The sequence below is a fragment of the Lentilactobacillus parafarraginis DSM 18390 = JCM 14109 genome (assembly GCF_001435895.1).
In the GTDB taxonomy this organism is placed as follows: domain Bacteria; phylum Bacillota; class Bacilli; order Lactobacillales; family Lactobacillaceae; genus Lentilactobacillus; species Lentilactobacillus parafarraginis.
Window position 1 is genome coordinate 1 of record NZ_AZFZ01000055.1, and the last position, 20,250, is coordinate 20,250.

The 20,250-nt window shown below is 46.7% G+C and carries 10 protein-coding genes; 1 reads left to right on the top strand and 9 read right to left on the bottom strand.

What is annotated here, in order from left to right; all coding sequences use genetic code 11:
• Positions 1-18: 18 nt before the first annotated feature.
• The 9 genes from FD47_RS11250 to FD47_RS11290 form a co-directional block, all read right to left on the bottom strand.
• Positions 19-882 (bottom strand): glycosyltransferase family protein, encoded by an 864-nt coding sequence (locus tag FD47_RS11250; protein ID WP_191982198.1) that lies wholly within the window; start codon positions 880-882, stop codon positions 19-21.
• Positions 882-2,438 (bottom strand): glycosyltransferase family 4 protein, encoded by a 1,557-nt coding sequence (locus tag FD47_RS11255; RefSeq protein WP_054735862.1) that lies wholly within the window; start codon positions 2,436-2,438, stop codon positions 882-884. Before FD47_RS11255 ends, FD47_RS11250 begins: the two co-directional genes overlap by 1 nt.
• A gap of 140 nt (positions 2,439-2,578) precedes the next feature.
• Complete coding sequence (locus FD47_RS11260) at positions 2,579-7,960, bottom strand: DUF5776 domain-containing protein (RefSeq protein WP_056980686.1); 5,382 nt, start codon at positions 7,958-7,960, stop codon at positions 2,579-2,581.
• A 511-nt stretch (positions 7,961-8,471) separates the two neighbouring features.
• Positions 8,472-9,617, bottom strand: a complete 1,146-nt coding sequence (locus tag FD47_RS11265) for a trans-sulfuration enzyme family protein (RefSeq protein WP_054735868.1) — start codon at positions 9,615-9,617, stop codon at positions 8,472-8,474.
• 74 nt (positions 9,618-9,691) lie between these two features.
• Entirely contained in the window at positions 9,692-10,246 is a 555-nt protein-coding gene (locus FD47_RS11270; RefSeq protein ID WP_008213725.1) for a L,D-transpeptidase, read from the bottom strand.
• Positions 10,247-10,332: 86 nt separating this feature from the next.
• On the bottom strand, positions 10,333-14,103 hold the full coding sequence (gene addA / locus FD47_RS11275; RefSeq protein WP_056980687.1) for a helicase-exonuclease AddAB subunit AddA: 3,771 nt from the start codon (positions 14,101-14,103) through the stop codon (positions 10,333-10,335).
• Positions 14,103-17,651: a PD-(D/E)XK nuclease family protein gene (locus FD47_RS11280; protein WP_056980688.1), complete on the bottom strand. Its 3,549-nt coding sequence runs from the start codon at positions 17,649-17,651 to the stop codon at positions 14,103-14,105. The genes addA and FD47_RS11280 overlap by 1 nt, the downstream gene beginning before the upstream one ends.
• Positions 17,652-18,159: 508 nt before the next feature.
• A complete protein-coding gene (locus FD47_RS11285; protein ID WP_054735870.1) occupies positions 18,160-18,528 on the bottom strand; it encodes a hypothetical protein in 369 nt (122 codons plus the stop codon).
• A gap of 45 nt (positions 18,529-18,573) precedes the next feature.
• Entirely contained in the window at positions 18,574-19,131 is a 558-nt protein-coding gene (locus tag FD47_RS11290; protein WP_054735872.1) for an SDR family oxidoreductase, read from the bottom strand.
• A gap of 91 nt (positions 19,132-19,222) precedes the next feature.
• Between FD47_RS11290 and FD47_RS11295 the strand changes: the two genes are divergently transcribed.
• The gene (locus FD47_RS11295; RefSeq protein WP_040537893.1) at positions 19,223-20,170 is read left to right on the top strand and encodes an aldo/keto reductase; all 948 of its coding nucleotides are present in this window, start codon (positions 19,223-19,225) and stop codon (positions 20,168-20,170) included.
• Positions 20,171-20,250: the final 80 nt, after the last annotated feature.

Consider the following 20,250-nt stretch of genomic DNA (forward strand, 5'->3'; position numbering starts at 1 on the left):
AAGTGTTGCACTTCAATTTTAAATCGGGGCAATATTTTTCTTGGCAAACGCATACTCATAAATTGGATTGAGCTTCCCGGTTGCCAAAATATAACTGCGATTCTTGTCATTAGCCTCGGCTTCCGTTTGAACCATTGGCAAATAAATAAACTTCCGCGAAGTGCCGGGAATATTCATAACCGGCTTATACGTGGTTAAGGGACGATCCGCAATATAGGCATTTTCACCTGGTGTTTGCTGCTTATCAAGTTCAGACAGGAAGAAATCAAACAGTTCCTCAATATTGTAAAAGTAATAGTCCTCGCCTTGATAATTCACAAGCCGAATATACGTCATGTCACTCTGGGCGATACCGTCACTTCCATAAGCAGCCTCGATAACAACCGTTCCCTCAGGATTCAAGTATTCTTCGCGAATCACTTTTCGATCCGCATCGTAATATTTGATGCAACTTTTAAAACCGCGCCAATCCCATTGTTCAGCCCGGATCAGATTCTGATAGCGGTCAAACGATTCAACCACATTCAACTGGCCGTATGTCCCAGCAATGAAAAGGACCCGATTATTCAAAAGGTCCCCCCGGTAAACCTTACTAATGGTTGGATCTGGCTCAATTTCATAACGAAAATTGATAGCTGCCCGTTGAATCTTTGCCTGATCCGTATCCAATTCAACGGCTCCCTGAAAGAAATCAAACATGTTGACGACATCGTCGCTTTCAAGCCCAAACTTAGTGATAATTCGGTGCAGCATCGGATTGTATTCCCGAGTCACTAACTTAGCTGGGACGTGCAAATGTTTAAATAGTTGAAGTCGTTTGAATTCAGCGTGCTCAATACCCGAGTTTTTATCATATAAATATTCATTCACAAAATAATACATTAATCGGCGGCCTCCTTCAATTTGTCAAAAAATTGACGCGCATCTTTATTTAGTTGCTGCCAGTATTGCCAGACACTTTCCTCTGAGTATTTTGCACGCGCCTGATAAGCGGCATCACTAAAGTGCGCTCGCAACGAATCGTCGGTCATGAGTTTCACAACCGCCGCGGCCATCCCGTCAATATCACCGGACTTAATTAGATAGCCATCTTTACCATCATTAATAATGTCCCGCGGCCCGTAGTTGATGTCATAGGAAACTAGTGGCACGCCGTGTGACTGCGCTTCAATCAGCGACAGCGGCAATCCTTCAGCTGAGCTGGTTAAAATTGACAATTGGGCCCCGTTATAAACGCCATCCATATCGGTCGTATACCCCTTAAACGACACAACCTTTTGAAGCTGCAAATCACGAACCAATTTCTTGGCGATTTTACCACTATCATCATTGGCATAGCCATAAATATCCAGGGTCGCATTCGGAACTTCTTTGACCACCTTAGCCATGACTTTAATGGCGTGATCAATCCGTTTTTCATGGGATAATCGGGCAATCTGGACAATCTTACCGGGTTGTCGCTTATCAAAGGGCTGCTTTGGCAGTGCCATTAGCGTGTCTGGCACAATTCCAACCGGCACAACATATGTTTTTGGCCGATCACCAAATCGTTTGGCAACATCTTCAGCTTGTGAGGCAGTCGGGGCGATAATCCCTTGCCACTGGTTAAAATTATTCAGGGAGTATTCATAGTTGAAGTTTAACCCACCATGCATCACATCATCCGAATTATTCGAATGATTGTTATGCAAATGCATGACCTTGAAGGCCGGCTGACGCATATGCACTAGTGCCCAAGCATCAGCTAAGCTTGCGTCACTAACCAAAACATCATCTTCGTCCCGGGCTCGATCACGCTTAACCAACTCATCCAAGAAAAACTGGGTAAGCTCCTTGACTCCATTAAATTCCCAATCCGTGCCGTGATAATTAATTAACCGACATAGTGTTGTATCATTCGCATCAAACTTCTTACCATAATGATACGATTCATAAAAGGGTTCCCCATTCGCGGTCAAAAGACGCCGGACCCGAATATGGCCATCTCGATCATATAACTGCTGTAAGGCTCGAAAGCCGCGAGAGTCCCAGAAATCCCCCTGAATAATTCGCTTAGCGGCGTCAAAGTACGTGACTGATTCCACCCAATCGGGCTTGTCCTTTCGCATCACAATTCGACAATTTAACCGGCCATTTTCTGTCACGTCATAGTGATCATCGATTTTTTTAACGTCGAATCGACTCGGAAAATGAAAGTCATCTATGCCGAACTTCCGAGGAGAAACCGTTTCAGTTCCACCAAAGAAGTCAAACAAATTGACGATGTCAGTGGCTTTAAGATTGTGGGCAGCTAATGCGTCCGATAAGAAGCGGTTATAATCAGTCGTCATTAGTTTTGCTGGCTGTTTATATTTCTTAAATAATTCCAGCCGCTTTAGCTGGGCGTGCCCAATTCCTGATTGTTTAACGGTAATATTATTATTTATGAAGTAATACATTTGCTTTTCCTCCAAATCAACGGATATGTATCCAAAAGTAGGCGTGATTAATGATTTATTGATCCCGCCTACTTTTTGGTATGTTGAATTTTTTAAGTTAACTGAATTCAAGTCATCAGTTAAAAGGCCTGGAGCATCACCTACTTGGTTTGAACAAACCGAACCATTCTGACATCAGCGGTAACATAATTGCCATTCGTTATCTTAAAACGAATTTTATTACCCTGTGTAATCAATGCGGTAACTTTCAAGTGTGTTCCCCGCTTGATACTTCTTACGCGGTGGCGCTTTGCGAGATTACTGGTTTTGTACTTGAAAATACCATGAGCAGCAACCACCTTAACGTTCTGAGGGGTCGCATACTCAAATGTTTTACCACGCACATTCATCACCATTGTCTTTTTAGCGGTGACATAATGCCCGTTAGTTAGTTCAAATCGCGTCGTGATTCCGCTCTTAACAATTCGTTTTACCTGAAGCACCGTTCCCCTCTTCAAGTAACCAACCCGTTTGGCTTTTCTGAATGTCTGACCTGAATATTCATAAACGCCTTTCTGACCAGTGACGATCCACTTTCCTCGTGAATCATAGTGATAAGCGGATGTGCGAATATGGCCGAATTGGCTAAAGGACTTCAGTGAAGTTATAAATGACCCATCACCAAGTTCAAATCGATATGCACTGCCACTCTTGGCGATACCAATTACGTGAAGAACCGTTCCCGGCTTAACATATCCGATTTTTTTAGCGTGTTTGAACGTCTTGCGACTGTATCGGTAGAGGCCTTTAGAAGTTGTAATTGCTTTAGCCTTTACCGCGGTGTAATAGTCTTCTTCGCTAGCTTGAGTCGCAGGCTGATCATGCTTTGCAGCTGCGCTATTGGCAGCAGCTTGAGACTGGGCACTGGCTGCGTCCGAAGCAGCTTTAGCTGCAGCAGCCGCGCTGGCAGCCGCAAGGGCAGCACTGGCAGCAGATGCACTAGCAGCGGCACTTCTTGATGCTGCGGCCGCATCGGCAGCGGCCTGAGCCGCGGCAGCTTGAGAATTAATCACTCTCTGCCGAGCGGCACTGGCTGTTTGCTGATCAACAAGGGCAGTACCTGCAGCACTGGCAGTCGTCACTACTGCGGCATTTGCCGCTGCGTTCGCTTCCGTAGCTGCTTTGGCGTCACTGGTTGGATCAGTTGCTTGTTTGGCGTCGCTAGCCGCCTTGGCGGCGCTATCCGCCTGCGTCTGTGCGTCGCTCGCCGCACTGGCAGCTTTGCCGGCTTGCTCATTGGCATCACTAGCAGCATTACTGGCAGCTTGGCTAGCAGCACTCGCGGCATCATGGGCCACGGCTGCATCACTGGCCGCGGTGGTTGCGTGGGCTGCTGCACTGCTGGCCGCATCGTTGGCTACCGTTTGGGCCACTTCATTTGCCGCGGCCTTGGCATCACTAGCCGCATCACTGGCTTGCTTACCAGCCTTAGCAGCTGTATCACTGGCGGTCTTAGCCACACTGGCAGCGTTGCTGGCGGCATCGCTGGCCGCTTTAGCAGCAGCTTTATCACCCTTGGCAACCGCAGCGCTGGCATCCTTAGCTGCTTGAGCCGCCTTCGAGTTGGCGTCGCTGGCTGCTCTGGATGCTGCCTGCGCACTGCTGTTAGCATCGCTGGCCCGTTGGGCCGCGTCATTGGCATTCTTCACCGCACTGGCGGCGTTACTGTCACCACTTGCTAAACTGGCGGCATCACTGGCCGCATCGGAAGCGTCTTTAGCCGCACTGGCGGCACTCCCAGCTGCGTCACTGGTTTCATTAGCAGCACTTGAAGTCGTGACCGCATCACTGCCTGTATTGCCCGCCGCGGATTCGGCCGCGTCATGTTGATAGGTTGTCTGCGCGTCACTGGCACGCTTGGCTGCATCTTTCGCAACATTTGCAGCAGCACTCGCATCACTGGCGGCACCACTGGCAATCCCGTTACCAGAAGTAGCTGCATTGGCAGCAGCTTTGGCATCGCTGGCTGTTTTAGCCGCCTTAGCATCAGTAGCTGCTTTAGAAGCAAGTGCGGCTTGAGACTGGGCGTTGCTATTAGCTGCAGAAGCGCTTTGCAGGGCCGCTGCTGCGTCACTCGCAGCATCAACCGCTATTTTAACGTCACTACTTGCACCCGAATCCCCTTCAGCCGCAGCGCTCAAATCTTTAGCAGCTAAAGAGGCAGCACTTGCAGCAGAGCTGGCATCCGCGTAGTAATCAGAAGCACTCTTAGCAAAGACAGCGGCACTCGCAGCTTGATCGGCAGCAACCGCTTGGTCTGATGAAATGGCATTATTGTTAATAAGAGCGGCGGCTGCATTATAACCATCACTAAACGCGGTTCCTGAAGGTTCGCCCGAAGACGTTCCCTCTTTATACAGAGATCCGGTTCCGTCAGAAGTTGCTGAATAAGTAACCCCATCAATCGTCACCTTCACCGTTGAATCCGTCACAGCCGGCAATACATTTGTTGTTTTGTAAGCATCACTCTTTGTTTGATTCTGCGCAGCGAGCTGGCCGGCAGCGTATGCGTTATTTGCTAATCTGACTTCTTTGTTATAAGCATTTACATAGGCTGCCTGAAGGGTCTTACCCGTTGAGCCAACCCCAAGGCTTGTAATAACTGCATCAGCATTATCTTTCAATTGTTGTGATGCCAATTTTGACCGATCACCCGCCGAAAATGTTTTATCTGTCGAGTCAATAATGGCAACCCCACCATCCGCTTGCTTGTGAGATTGACTATCAGCATCCGCTTGTCCTTGACTCCCAACATTCGTTGACTGCAAATAATCCATAATGTTCGAATAGTCACTTATCGTTACAGTATCAGGTGCTTTAGTTGACCATTGTTGGGTCTTTGAATCATAGATCTGAACATTACCACTGCCCTCATTGGTATAGGAAGGCGCTGACTTGGTGAAATCGCCGGTTGGATCAGAAACGTAATCACTCTTCGCTTTTTGGATGGCATTAATTTCTGCCTCATATAATCCCAAAATGGTTTTCTGAGCGCCAGAGGCATCCGCCGTATAGCCTTGAAGGGTGCTATCATCAGCATAATTGCTTTGAGTTAACTGGTTATACTCAGTATCCGTAATGATTTTGTTCTGATGCATCTGAGTGATAATGTCACTGGCCGTCGTCTTCTGAGCTCCAGTCGTGGAGTCCTTAACCGCCATATCAACAATGCTTTGGGCAATTCGTTTACCATAGTCAAATCCAACTGCCTCAACGAAATTTGTCGTGTTGCCACCAAGTTGATCACTCTTATTAATATACGAAACGGTTGGTGACGTGGTATTTGTTGTCGCTAACGACGTATTACCAGATGGATCATAACCGACTGTCTTAAACCGGGCCAGGGTTGCCGAGTCCAGTGTGCCACCATTCAACGCCAAACTGATAGCTTCATCCATCCCCTGCTGGAAATTAAACGAAATATCGTTTCGAATGCCCTGAGCAATCGAAGTGTACACTTGATTAACAATTGTTGAATTAATAACGTCACCAAATCCAAAAGCGGTTGCAATCTTTTTCAGAGGTGTATTTAATGATAGGGCCTCAGAAAGCGTCGCTGGCAAACTAATTGAGCCACTTTGAAGGCCGCCAATTGATCGTGCGTCCGAAAGTGCCTGCTTCATAATCCCGTTTTGAATATATGAAATCGCCATCCCAATAAAATTGTTAACCGTACTGATACTTGCTGACGCCGTATCGACAGCTTTGGGGGACTGAATTCCCAGGGACGAATCCCAGTCATTCGTATTGTAATTAAAAATATCTGGATTAGACCCAACTGGATCTTTTTGACCCAGAGCTTTCATAACCCAAGAATAAATCGTGTTTAATGCAGCACCAGCTTGAGAAATCCAATCACCTTTAGAGTTTAGATCACCATTCTTATAAGCAATTGTATTAACTAACTTATCTGCAAGATCTGGATCTTGGACATTATTTTTAACTTGATTCATGTAGCCACTGACTTGCGCAGCATACTGCTTAAGGTATGCTGCATAACCGGCATTATAATCGTCACCATTTAACGTGGATGTCTTTGAAAGCGGAACTTGCACTTTACCATCATTCAATACTCGAGAGTAGTAGTTACCCTGAAAGTTAGTTGTCCCACCAACTACAACTAAGACCTGATAGATAGTTTCCGAACTATTCGATTGACTATAGATAACACCATTTTTCCAAGCCGGGGTACCGTCCGCATCCTGCATTGAACTATTATTGTTATAGTCATCAATAATTGCCGCAATGTCCGGCACGCTTCCGTCCGCCTTAGTGACATCAGCGTACGCATCATTCATCCCTGCCTTGTAAGAGGGACTGCTCGTATCAATCTTAGTAGTCGCCGCAGCGGTTGTACTCGATGCCGCAACCGCATTAATGGTCACTGCCTTACCAGTCTTATTCGCCATTTGCTGAGCGGTCGCCTTTAACGCTGTCATCTGGGCATCCGTTGGATCAATAATCGTATACGTATTTGTCTTTTCATCAAAAGTTGCGGCATTTGTGCCAGATTGAGACGTTGGCGTCGTTGTTGTGGCGCCATCTCTCACAATGCTTGGCATTTTAGCGGTCATTGTATAAATCGTTTTCGCTTTTTGCTGGGCTTCAGTTATTTGTTCCGCCGTTGCATCTTTTGGTAACGTGATGGTATTTGTCTTCTGATCATAGGTAACCGCAGCGGTGACAGTTGCTGACTTATTAGAAGTCTTGGCCGCTGTGGGACTTGTTGCCGACTGATCGCTTTTGGAAACTGGGTTGCTGTCACTAGCCGATTCAGTCGAACGACTTGTTACCGATGAAACGCTTGCCGAATTCTTTGTCGACTGCTCACTTGCAATCATTTGAGAGTTAGTTGTCGATGATGCGGCACTTGGTTTTTGCGTAGTGTCTGTCTGAGCATCCCGTGCTGAAGAACTCGCCGCGCTGGCAGCTGACCCCGCCTCCTGAGTGGCATTACTTTCGGGAACACCACTGCCGGCTGATACAACTGTGCCATTATCTGATGCGCTGGCGCTACTCTGATTGGCCGACGATGCTGCTTTGGAACTGGATGAACTCACCATATCAGCTGCAGCAGATACTGCCGTCGAAGTTGCTTGTTTAGTTGAAGCAGCAGAGGCGGCAGTTGAATCGCTTGCCGAAGAAGCAGCAGAAGAACTCACAGTTGAACTCGAGCTTGTTGTTTGCGGCTCAACGACCTGTTTCTGAGCGGTTGCGCTGGCTTCAGCTGTCGATGCATTGGCAACCGAAGTGGCGACCTCACCAGACGCGGAATTAGTAGCAGATTCAGTTGTTTCAGCTGTCGCCGCACTCACTGTATCTGCCCAAACGCGATTAGGCGCTGTGATTAACACAGCGCCTAATGACAACATGAATAAGCTGGCGGTTACCCATTGTTTGCCAGACTTATATAATTTGTAATGCAGATTTGATTTTTCTGCCTTACCCCACTTATTGTTTCTTGAAAGATTCTTACCTTTCATACTTGCAATACCCCCGTATACATTAAACTAATGCAACAAACCACCGTATGGACGTCTTTTTACCCCAAACAATCGTCCCTTTAATAATCCAAAAACTCACAATAACTGTACTTTGAATGCGTTAATCTTGCTTATCAAATCACCTTTAGATCCCTGATTATTAACCGTGTTAATAGGTACATATATTCAAAAGTTAACCGTATGTTTTAAATTCCAAAAAAATTTACAAAATCACTATACCACAATTATTCCTAGGTAGTACAGAATAAAAGCCGCGATAAAACGAACGGGCTATCGTTTTAGATTAACCGCTATAAAATCAGCCTTTTAATTAACAATCGAGTCAACAGCGTTCCACATTTTTAGACCAAAACGTGCATGAGATAACCACTACTCTATTCATCAAAAATGACTTAATTTTCATCCAGTTTTTTGCCACCAAAAAAAGCAGCTGATATTACCTTTGAGGTAAACCAACTGCTCTTGAAATCATAATTAACTCATTCATTTGTTAAATCTTCGCAAACGCCTGATCCAAATCCGCAATCAAATCATCGACGTCTTCAAGACCGACTGACAACCGGATCAGTTCGTCCTTAATACCCATCTCCAACCGTCTCGGTTTTGGAATTTCAAAATGGGACATAAACGCCGGCACTTCAATCAAACTCTCAGCCGCCCCCAAACTAACCGCGAGAATAATCAGCTTCAAGCTATTCACAAATTTAGCGGCATCAAGGCCGTCCTTCAATTCAAAGGACAGTACTCCGCCGGCACCGTTTGCTTCGCGCTTCATGATTCGATAATCCCGACTGTTCTTGTCGACGGTTGGGTAATAAACCTTGGCAACCTTATCGTTAGCTTCCAGATACTTGATAATCTTCTTAGCGTTAGCCAAATGGCGATCCATTCGAATATTCAGCGTCTGAATGCCGCGTCTCAGCAAATTCGCTTCTTGGGGGGCCAAAACTGCACCGATACTATTTTGCAGGTTATAAATCTGATCACACAACCGCTGGCCCTTGGTAACGATAATGCCGGCCATAATATCGGAGTGCCCGCCTAAATACTTGGTGGCAGAATGTAAAACTAAATCAGCCCCCAGATCTAACGGCCGTTGAAGATATGGTGTTAAGAATGTGTTGTCAACGATTACCAGCGCGTCATGTTCATGGGCAACCTTGGAAATCTCCTGAACACTTGACACTTTTAATAGCGGATTGGTAATCGGCTCAAAATACACTGCTTTGGTCGCCGGTGTAAAAGCATTTTCCACCGCGTTAATGTCCTGGGTATCCACAGCCGTAAACTTAATTCCCCGTGGTTTTAAGAAATCATTTACCAGGCGGAAAGTCCCACCGTAAATGTTGTCCCCAATGATAATGTGATCCCCTGGTTTAAACAGGGAAAGGGCCGCATGAATGGCAGCCATGCCACTGGAAAACGCAAACCCCCGGTCGCCATCTTCCAGTTCAGCACAAACATTTTCCACGTTATCGCGGGTCGGATTGCCCGAGCGCTCATAATCCCAGCGAACGGGCGCCCCTAATTTGGGATAACGAAAAGTCGACGAATTATAGATTGGCACGTTCACCGCACCGGTGTGGTTATCGTCGGGTTTGCCACCTCTAACCAATAGCGTATTAAATTTAACCAAACAGAACACCTCTAAGTATTTTCTAATTATCATACGCATTCTTGGTTAGAAAATGCAACCCATCATCAGCCAAACTAGACGATTTTGACCTTCGTCCCCACCGGAACGGTTCGGTTAATCCATTTGGCGTCAGGAATTGACAATCGAATACAGCCATGAGAGTTGGCCCGCTTGCCTAAATGCGCCGCTTCAGATTTAATGTATTGGCCCTTGGCATTTGTTGGCACCGTATGAAATAAATAAATGCCGTGATCCTTCCAGGATGTCCAGTAGCGGGCCCCTTCACGCGATTTACCATTATAGAAGAAATTCCCGTGTTCCTGCTGAATATGGTAAGTGCCCTTTGGCGTTGAATTATGAATGCCGGTTGAAGCGTACATCGTGTAGAGAACCCGATTGTTCGGACTCATAATATATACCCGTTGCTTTTTAAGAGATACTAAAATATACCGGGCGTTTTTGGTTGTAATTTTCGGATATGGTTTATTTTGAGATGATTTTTTCCAGTTAATAACTTTCGCGGTCTTTGGCTTATCGCCGTTATGATGACTATCTGCATGATCGTTGCCGCAGCCGGAAAGAATAACTGCCAGAAGGAAAACGACAACTAGTTGGATATATTTTCGCATCGTGTCTCACTTTCAATCAAAGTCTGCTTCAATTATAGCATTTTCCCATTTGATGGTTGAAAACGACCTCTGAAATTTACCGGTGCTTAAGATTTGTCAATATCAATTGCCCGATTAGCAGACAAAAGGTACAGATATTGATGATCAATTGGCCGTTTGAGAATCTTTGAAAGCGCCAGGGCATACAGCTTTAACTGCCCCCGGTACCGGTGCACAATGTCAGCGACGCCGGTTTTGGGCGTAATCCGATCCGTCTTATAGTCAAAGAGCGTCACATGATCATCAACCAATACATAACCATCAATAATCCCGTGAATGAGAATCCGCTGGTCATCATTTTCCTGAAAGGCGGAAAAGACGTCCTTAGCCTTCATTAACAGTGAAAACGGGACTTCGCGGTAGGTTGTCGTTGGATGGGCCAGCAGCTCTTTGCCTAGTGGGTCGCGATAAAAGGCCACAATTTCGTCAACGTTAATGGCTTTAGCCACCTTTTCCGACAAAATTCCCTGCTTGACCATGTTACCGATTAATTCTTGAAGGGACCGGCTGGTCGGGCTACTCGTTAAATTGACCTGTTGAAGAACCAGGTGGGTCGCGGTTCCAACTTCGGTTGGCGCCGGCTGACCGGTACCACCTTCGGCAATGAAATCGGGCGCATCAAAATTAGCCTTTAGGTATCGTCCGGTTTGGGCAACCTGATTCACATCGAGGGTTGAGTATGGCGACAGCTGGGCATTATCCGGATCATCAAAGAGCCGCTTAATTTCCGATACCGATTGATAAGCCGTTGTCTTGGTAGCGGCAACGTGAGGGTAATTGAAGTTCATAATTTGAGAAATTGCGGCAACCGTCGTCGGTTTGAGCTGGGGCCGCTGCTGGTCAATTTTCTGAATAAATTCGTTGGCGGATCCGGTAGTTTGGTCCTGTTCCCCAGCCAAGTCGCTGATTTTCTCATCGTCATAAAATTCGATTTGAAAGGCGGCTTGATCATCTTGGAGAACTCGGAAATCATCGGCATCCCCAAATTGACTGGTAATGACCGGATGACGGGCAATTGCCGGGCCAATCCAGTCAAGATAACTTCTGGCCGCGTTGCGGATTGCTGCGGGCAGTACCAGCTGATTTGCGTCCGTTTGACCCTGCCATTTGTCAATCAACTGCTGGTCATCGCCGTCCTTGTCCCCCTTAACCTTGGCGACCAGATACAGCTGCTGTTCGGCTCGCGTCATCGCAACGTAGAGTTTTCGCATCTCTTCTGACAAGCTGGCATTCTTGGTAATGTCAACGATAGCCTGCTTCTGAAGGGGTGCGCGCACCTCTCTGGTCTCAGGATTCAGGTAGGAAATCCCGATGCCCCAATGATCGTTTAAGACGTAGTTGCCAACGATATCGCGTTGATTGAAGTTCTTGCCAACGTCACTAAGAAATACAATTGGGAATTGAAGCCCCTTACTGCCATGAATTGTCATCACGTGAACGGTGTTATCAGAAGCCGTTGGGGCGACACTTGCCAAATCCTGATCATGATCCTGCATCCGCCGAATGAATTGAACAAACTGAAAGAGCCCCTTAAAGCCATTCCGTTCGTAGTCCGCAGCCCGTTCGTACAGTGCATGCAAATTTGTTTGCCGCTGCAGTCCGGCAGGCATCCCGCCAACGTAGTCCAGATAGCCGGTTTCAGTATAGATGTCCCAAATCAGGGCCACCAACCCATCCTGCTGGGCAACGTCCTTAAAATGCGTCAGCTGCTTTAAGAAGCGGTCAATCTTGGGATAAATAGCGGTGGCGTAATCATTTGGTTCGCTAGTTTCAAATTGGTGATAGAAATCAAGCACCGCCTGATAGTAATTACCGGTCCGCCGGTTAATCCGCAGGTAGGCCAGCTGGTTTTCATCCAATCCAACAATTGGTGAGCGCAGCACGGCAACCAGCGGAATATCTTGGAACGGATTATCAATGATTGCGAGAAGCGACATCATAATTTGAATTTCGGTGGTTTTAAAATAACTTTTGGCGCCGGTAATTTCTGCCGGAATTCCGTACTGTGTAAAGACGTCGGAAAGGGTTAGCTCGTTATTATGGGTTGGCGAAATCACCGCAAAATCACCATAGCTCACCGGCCGCATCTTGCCTAAATCCTTATCAAAAATTTTCTGGCCGGCATCGTAGAGCTGACGAATTTTCTGGGCAATGATGGTTGCCTGACCCACGTCACTGTCCTCGATCTCATCAGTTATCGGGTCAGCGTCCTGGTTGGAGGCAACGGCGGACTTGGTGCGGTAAACAATCAGGGAAATTGTTTGATCAGTTTCCTCTGGATAGTAGGCCGCGCCGAACTTTAGCTTGGACTTGCCCGTGTAGTCAACATCGCCAACCTGTTGATCCATAATTTGTTCAAAGATCAGGTTGGTAAACCGATCCACATTTTGCGTCGACCGAAAGTTTTCCGACAAACTAATCAGTTCATCAGGATTCGTCGGGGATTCAAACGCGTGCTGTTTGGCGACAAACATGGTCGGGTCCGCCAGGCGGAAGCGGTAAATCGACTGCTTCACATCCCCCACCATGAAGCGATTACCGGCATCCTGACGGGCGATCCGATTCAAGATTGCGTCCTGAAGCCGATTATTGTCCTGATACTCATCCGTCATGATTTCAGCGTACTGGTTCATCAGTTTTTGGCGAACCTGTTGTCCCTGCTCGCTGGCGTCACTCAAAATATCGTAAGCAGCATGCTCAATATCAATAAACTGCATCAAGTGACGGCGGGCCTTGGCTTGTTTATAGGCGGCCCGAAATGTCCGCACCACCGTCACCAGTTTTTCAATCCGGGCTTTAGCAGCATCCATGAGGTGGCGGTTATCCTGCTCATTAAATTGGAAGTAGCCGTCGATCAGCTTTTTCCACTGCGTGGTCATATCTTTCTTAAGATTTTTAATCTGGTTACCAGCCTGCTTTTGATAATCTGGCGCGTCCTTTGGAATCCGCGCCTTGTTAAGGCTGAAAAATTCAATATTAATCAGGAGCTGGCGAAGGTCATCCCAGTTTTTGGCCGAATCAACCTTTCGCTGAATGTCCTGAATCTTGGTTAGCTGGTCAAAAAATAACAGTTCATGCTTTTCGAGTTCGGCGTCCTGTGACACTTTAATAATGGCTTCGTGCGTCAAGATTAATCGCTTGAATGCCGCCGCAATTTGGGGGGCAATTAACGATTTGTACAGATCACTGCCCAGCAGTCCCGCATCCCCAATTTCGTAAAAGTTGGCAGCCGATGCCAACCAAGCATCGGGATCAGGGTTAACGTTAGCAAACTCATCCATTTGAAAAACAACGTTGGTTAAACCGTCATCATTTCGGTCACTGGAAAAATTTTCGGTCAGGGCGGCAAACGTCCCGTCAGCGTCCTGACCATACAGTTCCTCACGAACGTTATCCCAGACCTGTTCTTTTAGCAGCTGAATTTCGGTGTTATCCGATAATACTCGAAAATTAGGATCAATCCCCAATATATAGTAGTAACGCGCAACTAATTTTTGGCAGTAGGCGTCCATCGTGGTGATATCGGCGACGGCAACCTTGCGAATTTGTGTCAGCAAATGCTTCTTAACCGCCGGATCGCTGGCGTTGGTAAACTCAGCTTGCAGCGAATCCCGCAGTCGCTCGCGCATTTCCTTGGCCGCCGCGTTGGTAAAGGTAACCACCAAGAGTTCGTCAATGTTGATGCGTTGATTCTTAACCATGTCGATAATTCGTTCTACCAACACCTTGGTTTTCCCGGATCCCGCCGAAGCCGACACCAAAACGTTGCCTTCCGGGCGGTCTTTAATTGCTTTTTGTTGATCAGGTGTGTACTGCATTATGATTGCTTCCCCCTCAACTTATCAATGATGTCGTTCTTCTTGAGTTTCAATAAATTCCGATAATTATTTTCCGGCAATAGCGGGTCAAAATTCATGATCGCTTTATACGGCGTGTATTGCATCGGCGTATAGTTGTCAATTTTGACCGGTGCCAGGGTGGTGTCACCGTTAAAAATCCGTTTAGAAGCATCAACAATCAATCCCTCGGTATGATCAAGAAAAGCGTTCAGGTCTGCCGGCTGAATCGTCGATGACTTCGCGCTCAACCCACCCTTTTTCAGGGTCGTGAACGGATAGACGGCCGAGGTGCCGGTTGCGTTGGCCAAATCTTCATCGAGGTTAGCGATCAGATCGGCATCCTCCACCAAAATACCTTTGTATTTATGCTGACTCAAGAGTGATTTTTCCAAGCCCTTCTTAAAGTCTTCCGGCTTAAACTTTGCGTTGAAAATATGCAGATACAGGGCGCCAGCCAGCAACGCATCGTCGGAATCCGGATTAAGATCGGGCAGATTATGCCGCAAAACATCCAGATACGTCAACAGCTGCATGGAAAGCCCACTATAGGCTTCATTAAAGTCAAAATTCTTGTCACTGGATTTATAATCCACAATTCCGAAGTACCGCTTATTGTTGGCCGTCATCGAATCAATCCGGTCAATTCGACCCCGAACGTTGACCTTCTTATGATTTGGCAGGTCAAAGCTTAACCCCTTGAGTGCGTTCTGGGCCGGCTGTCCAAAGACCCGTTCGGTACTGCGAGGCCGCATCGGGGTTAACTTTTGCTGGTCACGCATCGTTCGGATCATCTGTTGAATGGTTGCCTGCAGCTGCATGGTAATGTAGTGCATCCGGTTGGAACTGGTTAATATCACGTACTGGAAATTATCAGGATCTTCCAACATTTTAGCGACGTTTTCGGCAACCATTTGGGTCACATCCGCGTCGTTGAGGCCTTTTAAATCGATGTGCTGATCATGGACTTCCGCAATAATGCGTTGGAGGGCCTCATGGAAAAACTGCCCAGTTGAAGCCGGTGACAATTCAAACTGATCCCGTTCCTGCAGTTTTAAGCCATATTGCAGGAAGTATTCGTACGGATTGCGGTAAAAGGATTCCAGTTGTGAAATCGAAATATTGAGGGCCGACCCGTATAGTTTCTCCGCAATTTGCTGGCTCAGCGGCACCGGGACGTTCTTGTAGTCAATACTGCCAAGCAGCCGGTTGGTTAATGGCGAGATGGTCGAATCTGCCCGCAACTGGTTGAAAATATAGTTCCAGGTTGGCGAAAGTTCCGCGCGTTGCTTATAGGTCTGCTGAACAACCTGAATCATGTGGTGCAGCGTTGCTCGCTTGGATCCAATATAGGTGCCGATTGGCTCATCATTTGCCGGGACTGCCGGTCTGTGAATGACCTGCAGACGAAAATGATCGGCAATTCGCTGCACGTACGGAGATAAGTTCACCCCGGCATCGTCAGTGAGTTTCTGAGTATAGGTAAAAATGAGTTTCTGCGTGGCCGTGGTAAACGCTAAATAATTCAAATACGGCTCAGCGGCCATCTGGGCATCTGCCGGATCGTTTAAGTACTGGTCGTCAGCCAAGCTATCCTGAAGCTGGGCAACGTCATCGTCGCCAAATAAGCTTTCGTTCACAATCCGTTCGGGCATTGTTTCGTCGTTTGACCCAATCATGATCGTGACTTTTCGATTATTCATCTGGACAATTCCGCTTTCAGACACCTGCACCTGATCCAGCGTGGAAGGAATTTGTGAATAATTTGCCCCTTCAAAACCGGCATGCAGTAAGTCCCAAAAGTCTTGCGGAATAAATGGCTTATCACCTAGGATCCGAACCGTTTCATCCAGAAGCGAACAAAACGTCCGCCAAACCTGTTCAATTTCGTCGGACCGGGTTAAATCCTGCTGATTAACAGCGGCATTTCGCAGTTCTTCCAAGCGACTCACGACGCCGTTGTCAACCAAAAACCGATAGAGAATCGCCGCTGCCTGAGCATTGGTCTTGGCCTTATAAAAGCGGTTATAAAATGGCGGCAGCGCATCCTTAATCAGATGACGAATCACGTTTACCTGGTGGGTCAGCGCCCGATCACGGTCGGTCAATGCCGGGCTATCATCCTGATCGGCAATCCAAACGTATTGCCAGTCCTCATCTTGCGTCCAGCGCTTGCCTTCAAAGCCATTTCGCAAAACCAAATTTTCAGTCACGGAAACGGCCTGCCGGTAGTCCGCAATTGCCATCGGTTGGCCATCAGCATCCCGGGGCACAAAAAGCTCCGTCTTCAAGAAGCGCATCACATCATCATAGCGATAGTTACGGGCCCGGGACGGATCTTTGATGTCAAACAGTGCGCTCAACAGATCAACCAGCGGATGATCAACCATCGACTTTTCAATATCCTTGAAATACGGCACTTGCTGGGTAGTGAAAACCGGATCCAAAATTGCGGCGTACGCATCCAAATGCCTGGTCAGCACCAAAAAATCGGAGTAGCGGTACCGACCGCTGGCAACCAATCGACGAATAATTGTGGCCACTTGATCCAATTCTGAATACTGATTATCAGCTTGATAAATCTGAATGGTACCGGGATCAACTTGGCGATCCGCCGTGATCTTTCCTAAACCGCTGGACTGAATCCAATAAGTTTCCAGCCTCAGCAAATCGTCCTTTACCCGGGGCCGGTTCGCGTACACCGGCGGCAGGTAGGCAATTTTATTCTGAGCGGCAAACTGATACAGTCGTAAAAACAACTTGGCCGATTGATAAAATAATGAAGGTTGTTCCGGTAGCTCCGTTCGGTAAGGCTGGTCCAAAATCAACGAGACCGTCACGCTGGCCCCCCGCTGGATCAACGTCTCAACTAACCGACACTCCTGGGCGGTCAGCTTGGAGAAATCGGCAATGTAAAAATGGTCCGAAGAAAGATCCTGCTGCCCTAGATAATCGCTCAACAGATTCAAGACTTCATGGCTATCGAAGTACTGATCATCGATTTGTTGCTTATATGCCGTGTAAATAATCGCAAAATCATGGAGTTTATCACGAAAGTCATTTGAAAGTGCTGCGTCTTCATTTTCATTAATTTTCATCAGATCGGCTGGTAAAACATTGCCGGCCTGCATCACGGAGATCTGGTGGGCAATTTGATCAATGAATCCCGGTAAATGGGCTTCCTGGCCAAATAAAATCAGGTCGTCCTGATGATCCACAATGATTTGATACAGCAGCATGTTAATTCCGGCGGCGCTAATCCGTTGTTTCTGGTACTGCGAGGTATTCCGCAGAAAATACCAGGCCAACCGGGTAAATGACAGCACTTGAATGCGGCTTTGAGCGGTCACGTCCTCATCGGGATTGCCAAGCTGCTTTAAAACTTCGACTTCCGATTCAAACTTAATATGGTTTGGAACCAAGTAAAAGAACCGGTCGGCCGGGTTGGTTGCACGCTGCGTTTTCAAAATCTCAACTAATTTCTCTTGGTGATCGTATCCATTAGTGCCAAGAACAAATTGTAGTGTCACGGTGGTTCACCCCTTTATCCTTAATCTCACAGTAACATCTTTATTATCCGAACAGGGTTCAAAAAACATTAAGTAGTCTGTTATCGGTGATAGGTTCAATTCGTTGAACATTGGAAAAAATAGTCTATTATTATAGGTGGATGTAACGATGCATCCATTTATTTGACCTAAATGAAAGCTTTATGCTTGCATTGATCTTGTTTACGAGAACCGCTCGGTCACTACGATTTAATATCGGAAGCAAGAATTTACGATCTACCCCCAATATATCTTTCAAGTTCACAAGCCGAGCGGTCCTCTCTCCTAATAACGCCTGGATTCAACCAGGCGGTACATAGTCATCATTTACTTTCAGCAATGAAATGACGTATCTTAATTCACTTTCATTTCATTTTCACCTAAACGGCTCAAGAGAGGGATTGTCACCGAATATGGATATTCCACGTTCGCATGACAACCCCTCTCTTTATTGGCGCTTCGTCAATCAAAAGTCACTGGCTGAAGCCACTTACCCATTGGTCGCCGCGCTCTTCACCTTATTTTCCACCATGACTTTGTTGGTGTAATATTCCAGATCGTTCACAATTGCTTCGCTCTGGTCACCCTGAGCCTGGGCGGTGTGGAGATTTTGCTGGGCAACCACCCAATAAACCAAGTTATCGGTAATTGGAAGAATGTCACGAATAACGTGAAAGTCAAACTTATCGGAATTGCTCGACTTCATATTTAAGTAGTTATTCCAGTCCGTCACCATTTTCACGGCGGTATTTTCATTTTTAGAGATGGCCGTGATAATAACAAAGTGGGAACTCCGGTTGGCGACAAATAACTGTTGCTTTAACTGTTTAATCTGTTCTGCATTTAATTTAATTGCCATTCATAATCACTCCTCGCTATCGATATTTTTTAAGGTCTGTGTGACTTACGCATTCACAATTCCAACTGACCGATTAATCAATTTCTGGTTAACCAGCATGTCGAATACCAGATCGGCGACGTTACTTGCGGCTACCTGACCAGCCGGCATCTTCACCCCTTCATTATAAAGGTCATATTCGGTGCGGGGCCCATCGGTTAAGGTAACCATTCTAACTATAGAATACGGGATTTCCGACTCATCGACAATCTTAATTGCATATCTTTGCTGTTTTATAAACTCCGTGGGGTCGGCCACGTCCCGATAGTGGATTGGGGCCGTTAATTCATCATCAACGCCAGCGTAAGACAGCATGATAAAGTGGGAAATATGGGGAGCCACTTCGTCAATCGCGTCAAATAGTGACTCAAAATCCAGATCAGCATCCTTGACCCCAACGGCTGCCAAAACCCAATCCACATCCTTCAATTGCTGCAAATAATCCCCACTGCTTTGAAGGTCACCGCTGAACACGTGATATGAAATATCGTCATTTTCATCCAGCAGCGGCAGTAAAGCCCCAACAACTGAACTATGGTTATCTAAAATTAATAATTTTTTCATGAATGTGACCTTCCTAATCTAGTCGAAATGTTTTGCACTTACCTTAATGTGTATCATAATTAAGCTAAGAAATCAAAGGAGGAATTACGATATGGCGAAAACAGTTACCATTGGTAAATCAGATGTCACCACCACCCCGCTTGGTTTAGGGACCAATGCCGTTGGCGGCCACAACTTGTTCCCAAACTTAGACGAAGAAGCTGGCATGGCTGCCGTGCGTGCCGCACTGGACAGCGGGATCACTTTGCTGGACACGGCGTTTGCTTACGGCCTGGGGCGTTCCGAAGAACTGATTGGCAAAGTTCTCAAGGACTATGACCGCTCCAAAGTCATCGTTGCTACCAAGGGCGCCCAAATTGTTCATGACGGGCAAACAACCATTAGTAATCAGCCGGATGATTTGAAGCGCTTTGTTGAAGCGAGCCTTAAGCGGCTGCAAACCGATTACCTGGACATCTTCTACATTCATTTTCCAGATGAAACGACCGCTAAAGATCAGGCCGTCGCAACCCTTCAGTCTCTAAAAGAGCAAGGATTAATTCGGGCAATCGGCGTCTCGAACTTCTCCCTTCAGCAGCTAAAGCAAGCCAATAAAAATCATCAAGTTGACGTTATCGAAAACCAGTACAGCCTCGTGCACCGACAGCCGGAACGAGACCTCTTCCCGTATTTAAGAAGCGAACACATTTCATTTGTGCCATTCTTCCCGCTGGCTTCCGGACTCCTTACAGGTAAATACGAAAACCAACCGCAAAGTTTTCCAAAAGATGATATGAGAAGTCAGGATCCCAACTTTTCTGGTAACCGATTCAAGGCAATTAATGAAGCCGTCGCCGGTCTTTCGCCAATTGCAGCCAACCACGACGCCACCATCGCGCAAACCGTTCTTGCTTGGTACATTAAGAATCCTGACGTGACGGCAGTCATCCCCGGGGCCAAGACTCCCGAACAAGTGACAAGCAACGCCAAGGCGCTTAACATCAGCTTAACTGACGAAGAATACAACATGATTGATAACGCGTTCAAACCATTCGAATAGTGAAATTCTTCCTTCAAATTAGTTGCCCGCCTTTCATAATTCGCGTAAAACCCCGATTTAAAATTGAAGTGCAACACTTG

Excerpts from the sequence above, each read along its gene's own strand:
- FD47_RS11250 (WP_191982198.1), bottom strand. The coding sequence starts at position 882 with ATGTATTATTTTGTGAATGAATATTTATATGATAAAAACTCGGGTATT.
- FD47_RS11255 (WP_054735862.1), bottom strand. The coding sequence starts at position 2,438 with ATGTATTACTTCATAAATAATAATATTACCGTTAAACAATCAGGAATT.
- FD47_RS11260 (WP_056980686.1), bottom strand. The coding sequence starts at position 7,960 with ATGAAAGGTAAGAATCTTTCAAGAAACAATAAGTGGGGTAAGGCAGAA.
- FD47_RS11270 (WP_008213725.1), bottom strand. The coding sequence starts at position 10,246 with ATGCGAAAATATATCCAACTAGTTGTCGTTTTCCTTCTGGCAGTTATT.
- addA (WP_056980687.1), bottom strand. The coding sequence starts at position 14,103 with ATGCAGTACACACCTGATCAACAAAAAGCAATTAAAGACCGCCCGGAA.
- FD47_RS11285 (WP_054735870.1), bottom strand. The coding sequence starts at position 18,528 with ATGGCAATTAAATTAAATGCAGAACAGATTAAACAGTTAAAGCAACAG.
- FD47_RS11290 (WP_054735872.1), bottom strand. The coding sequence starts at position 19,131 with ATGAAAAAATTATTAATTTTAGATAACCATAGTTCAGTTGTTGGGGCT.
- FD47_RS11295 (WP_040537893.1), top strand. The coding sequence starts at position 19,223 with ATGGCGAAAACAGTTACCATTGGTAAATCAGATGTCACCACCACCCCG.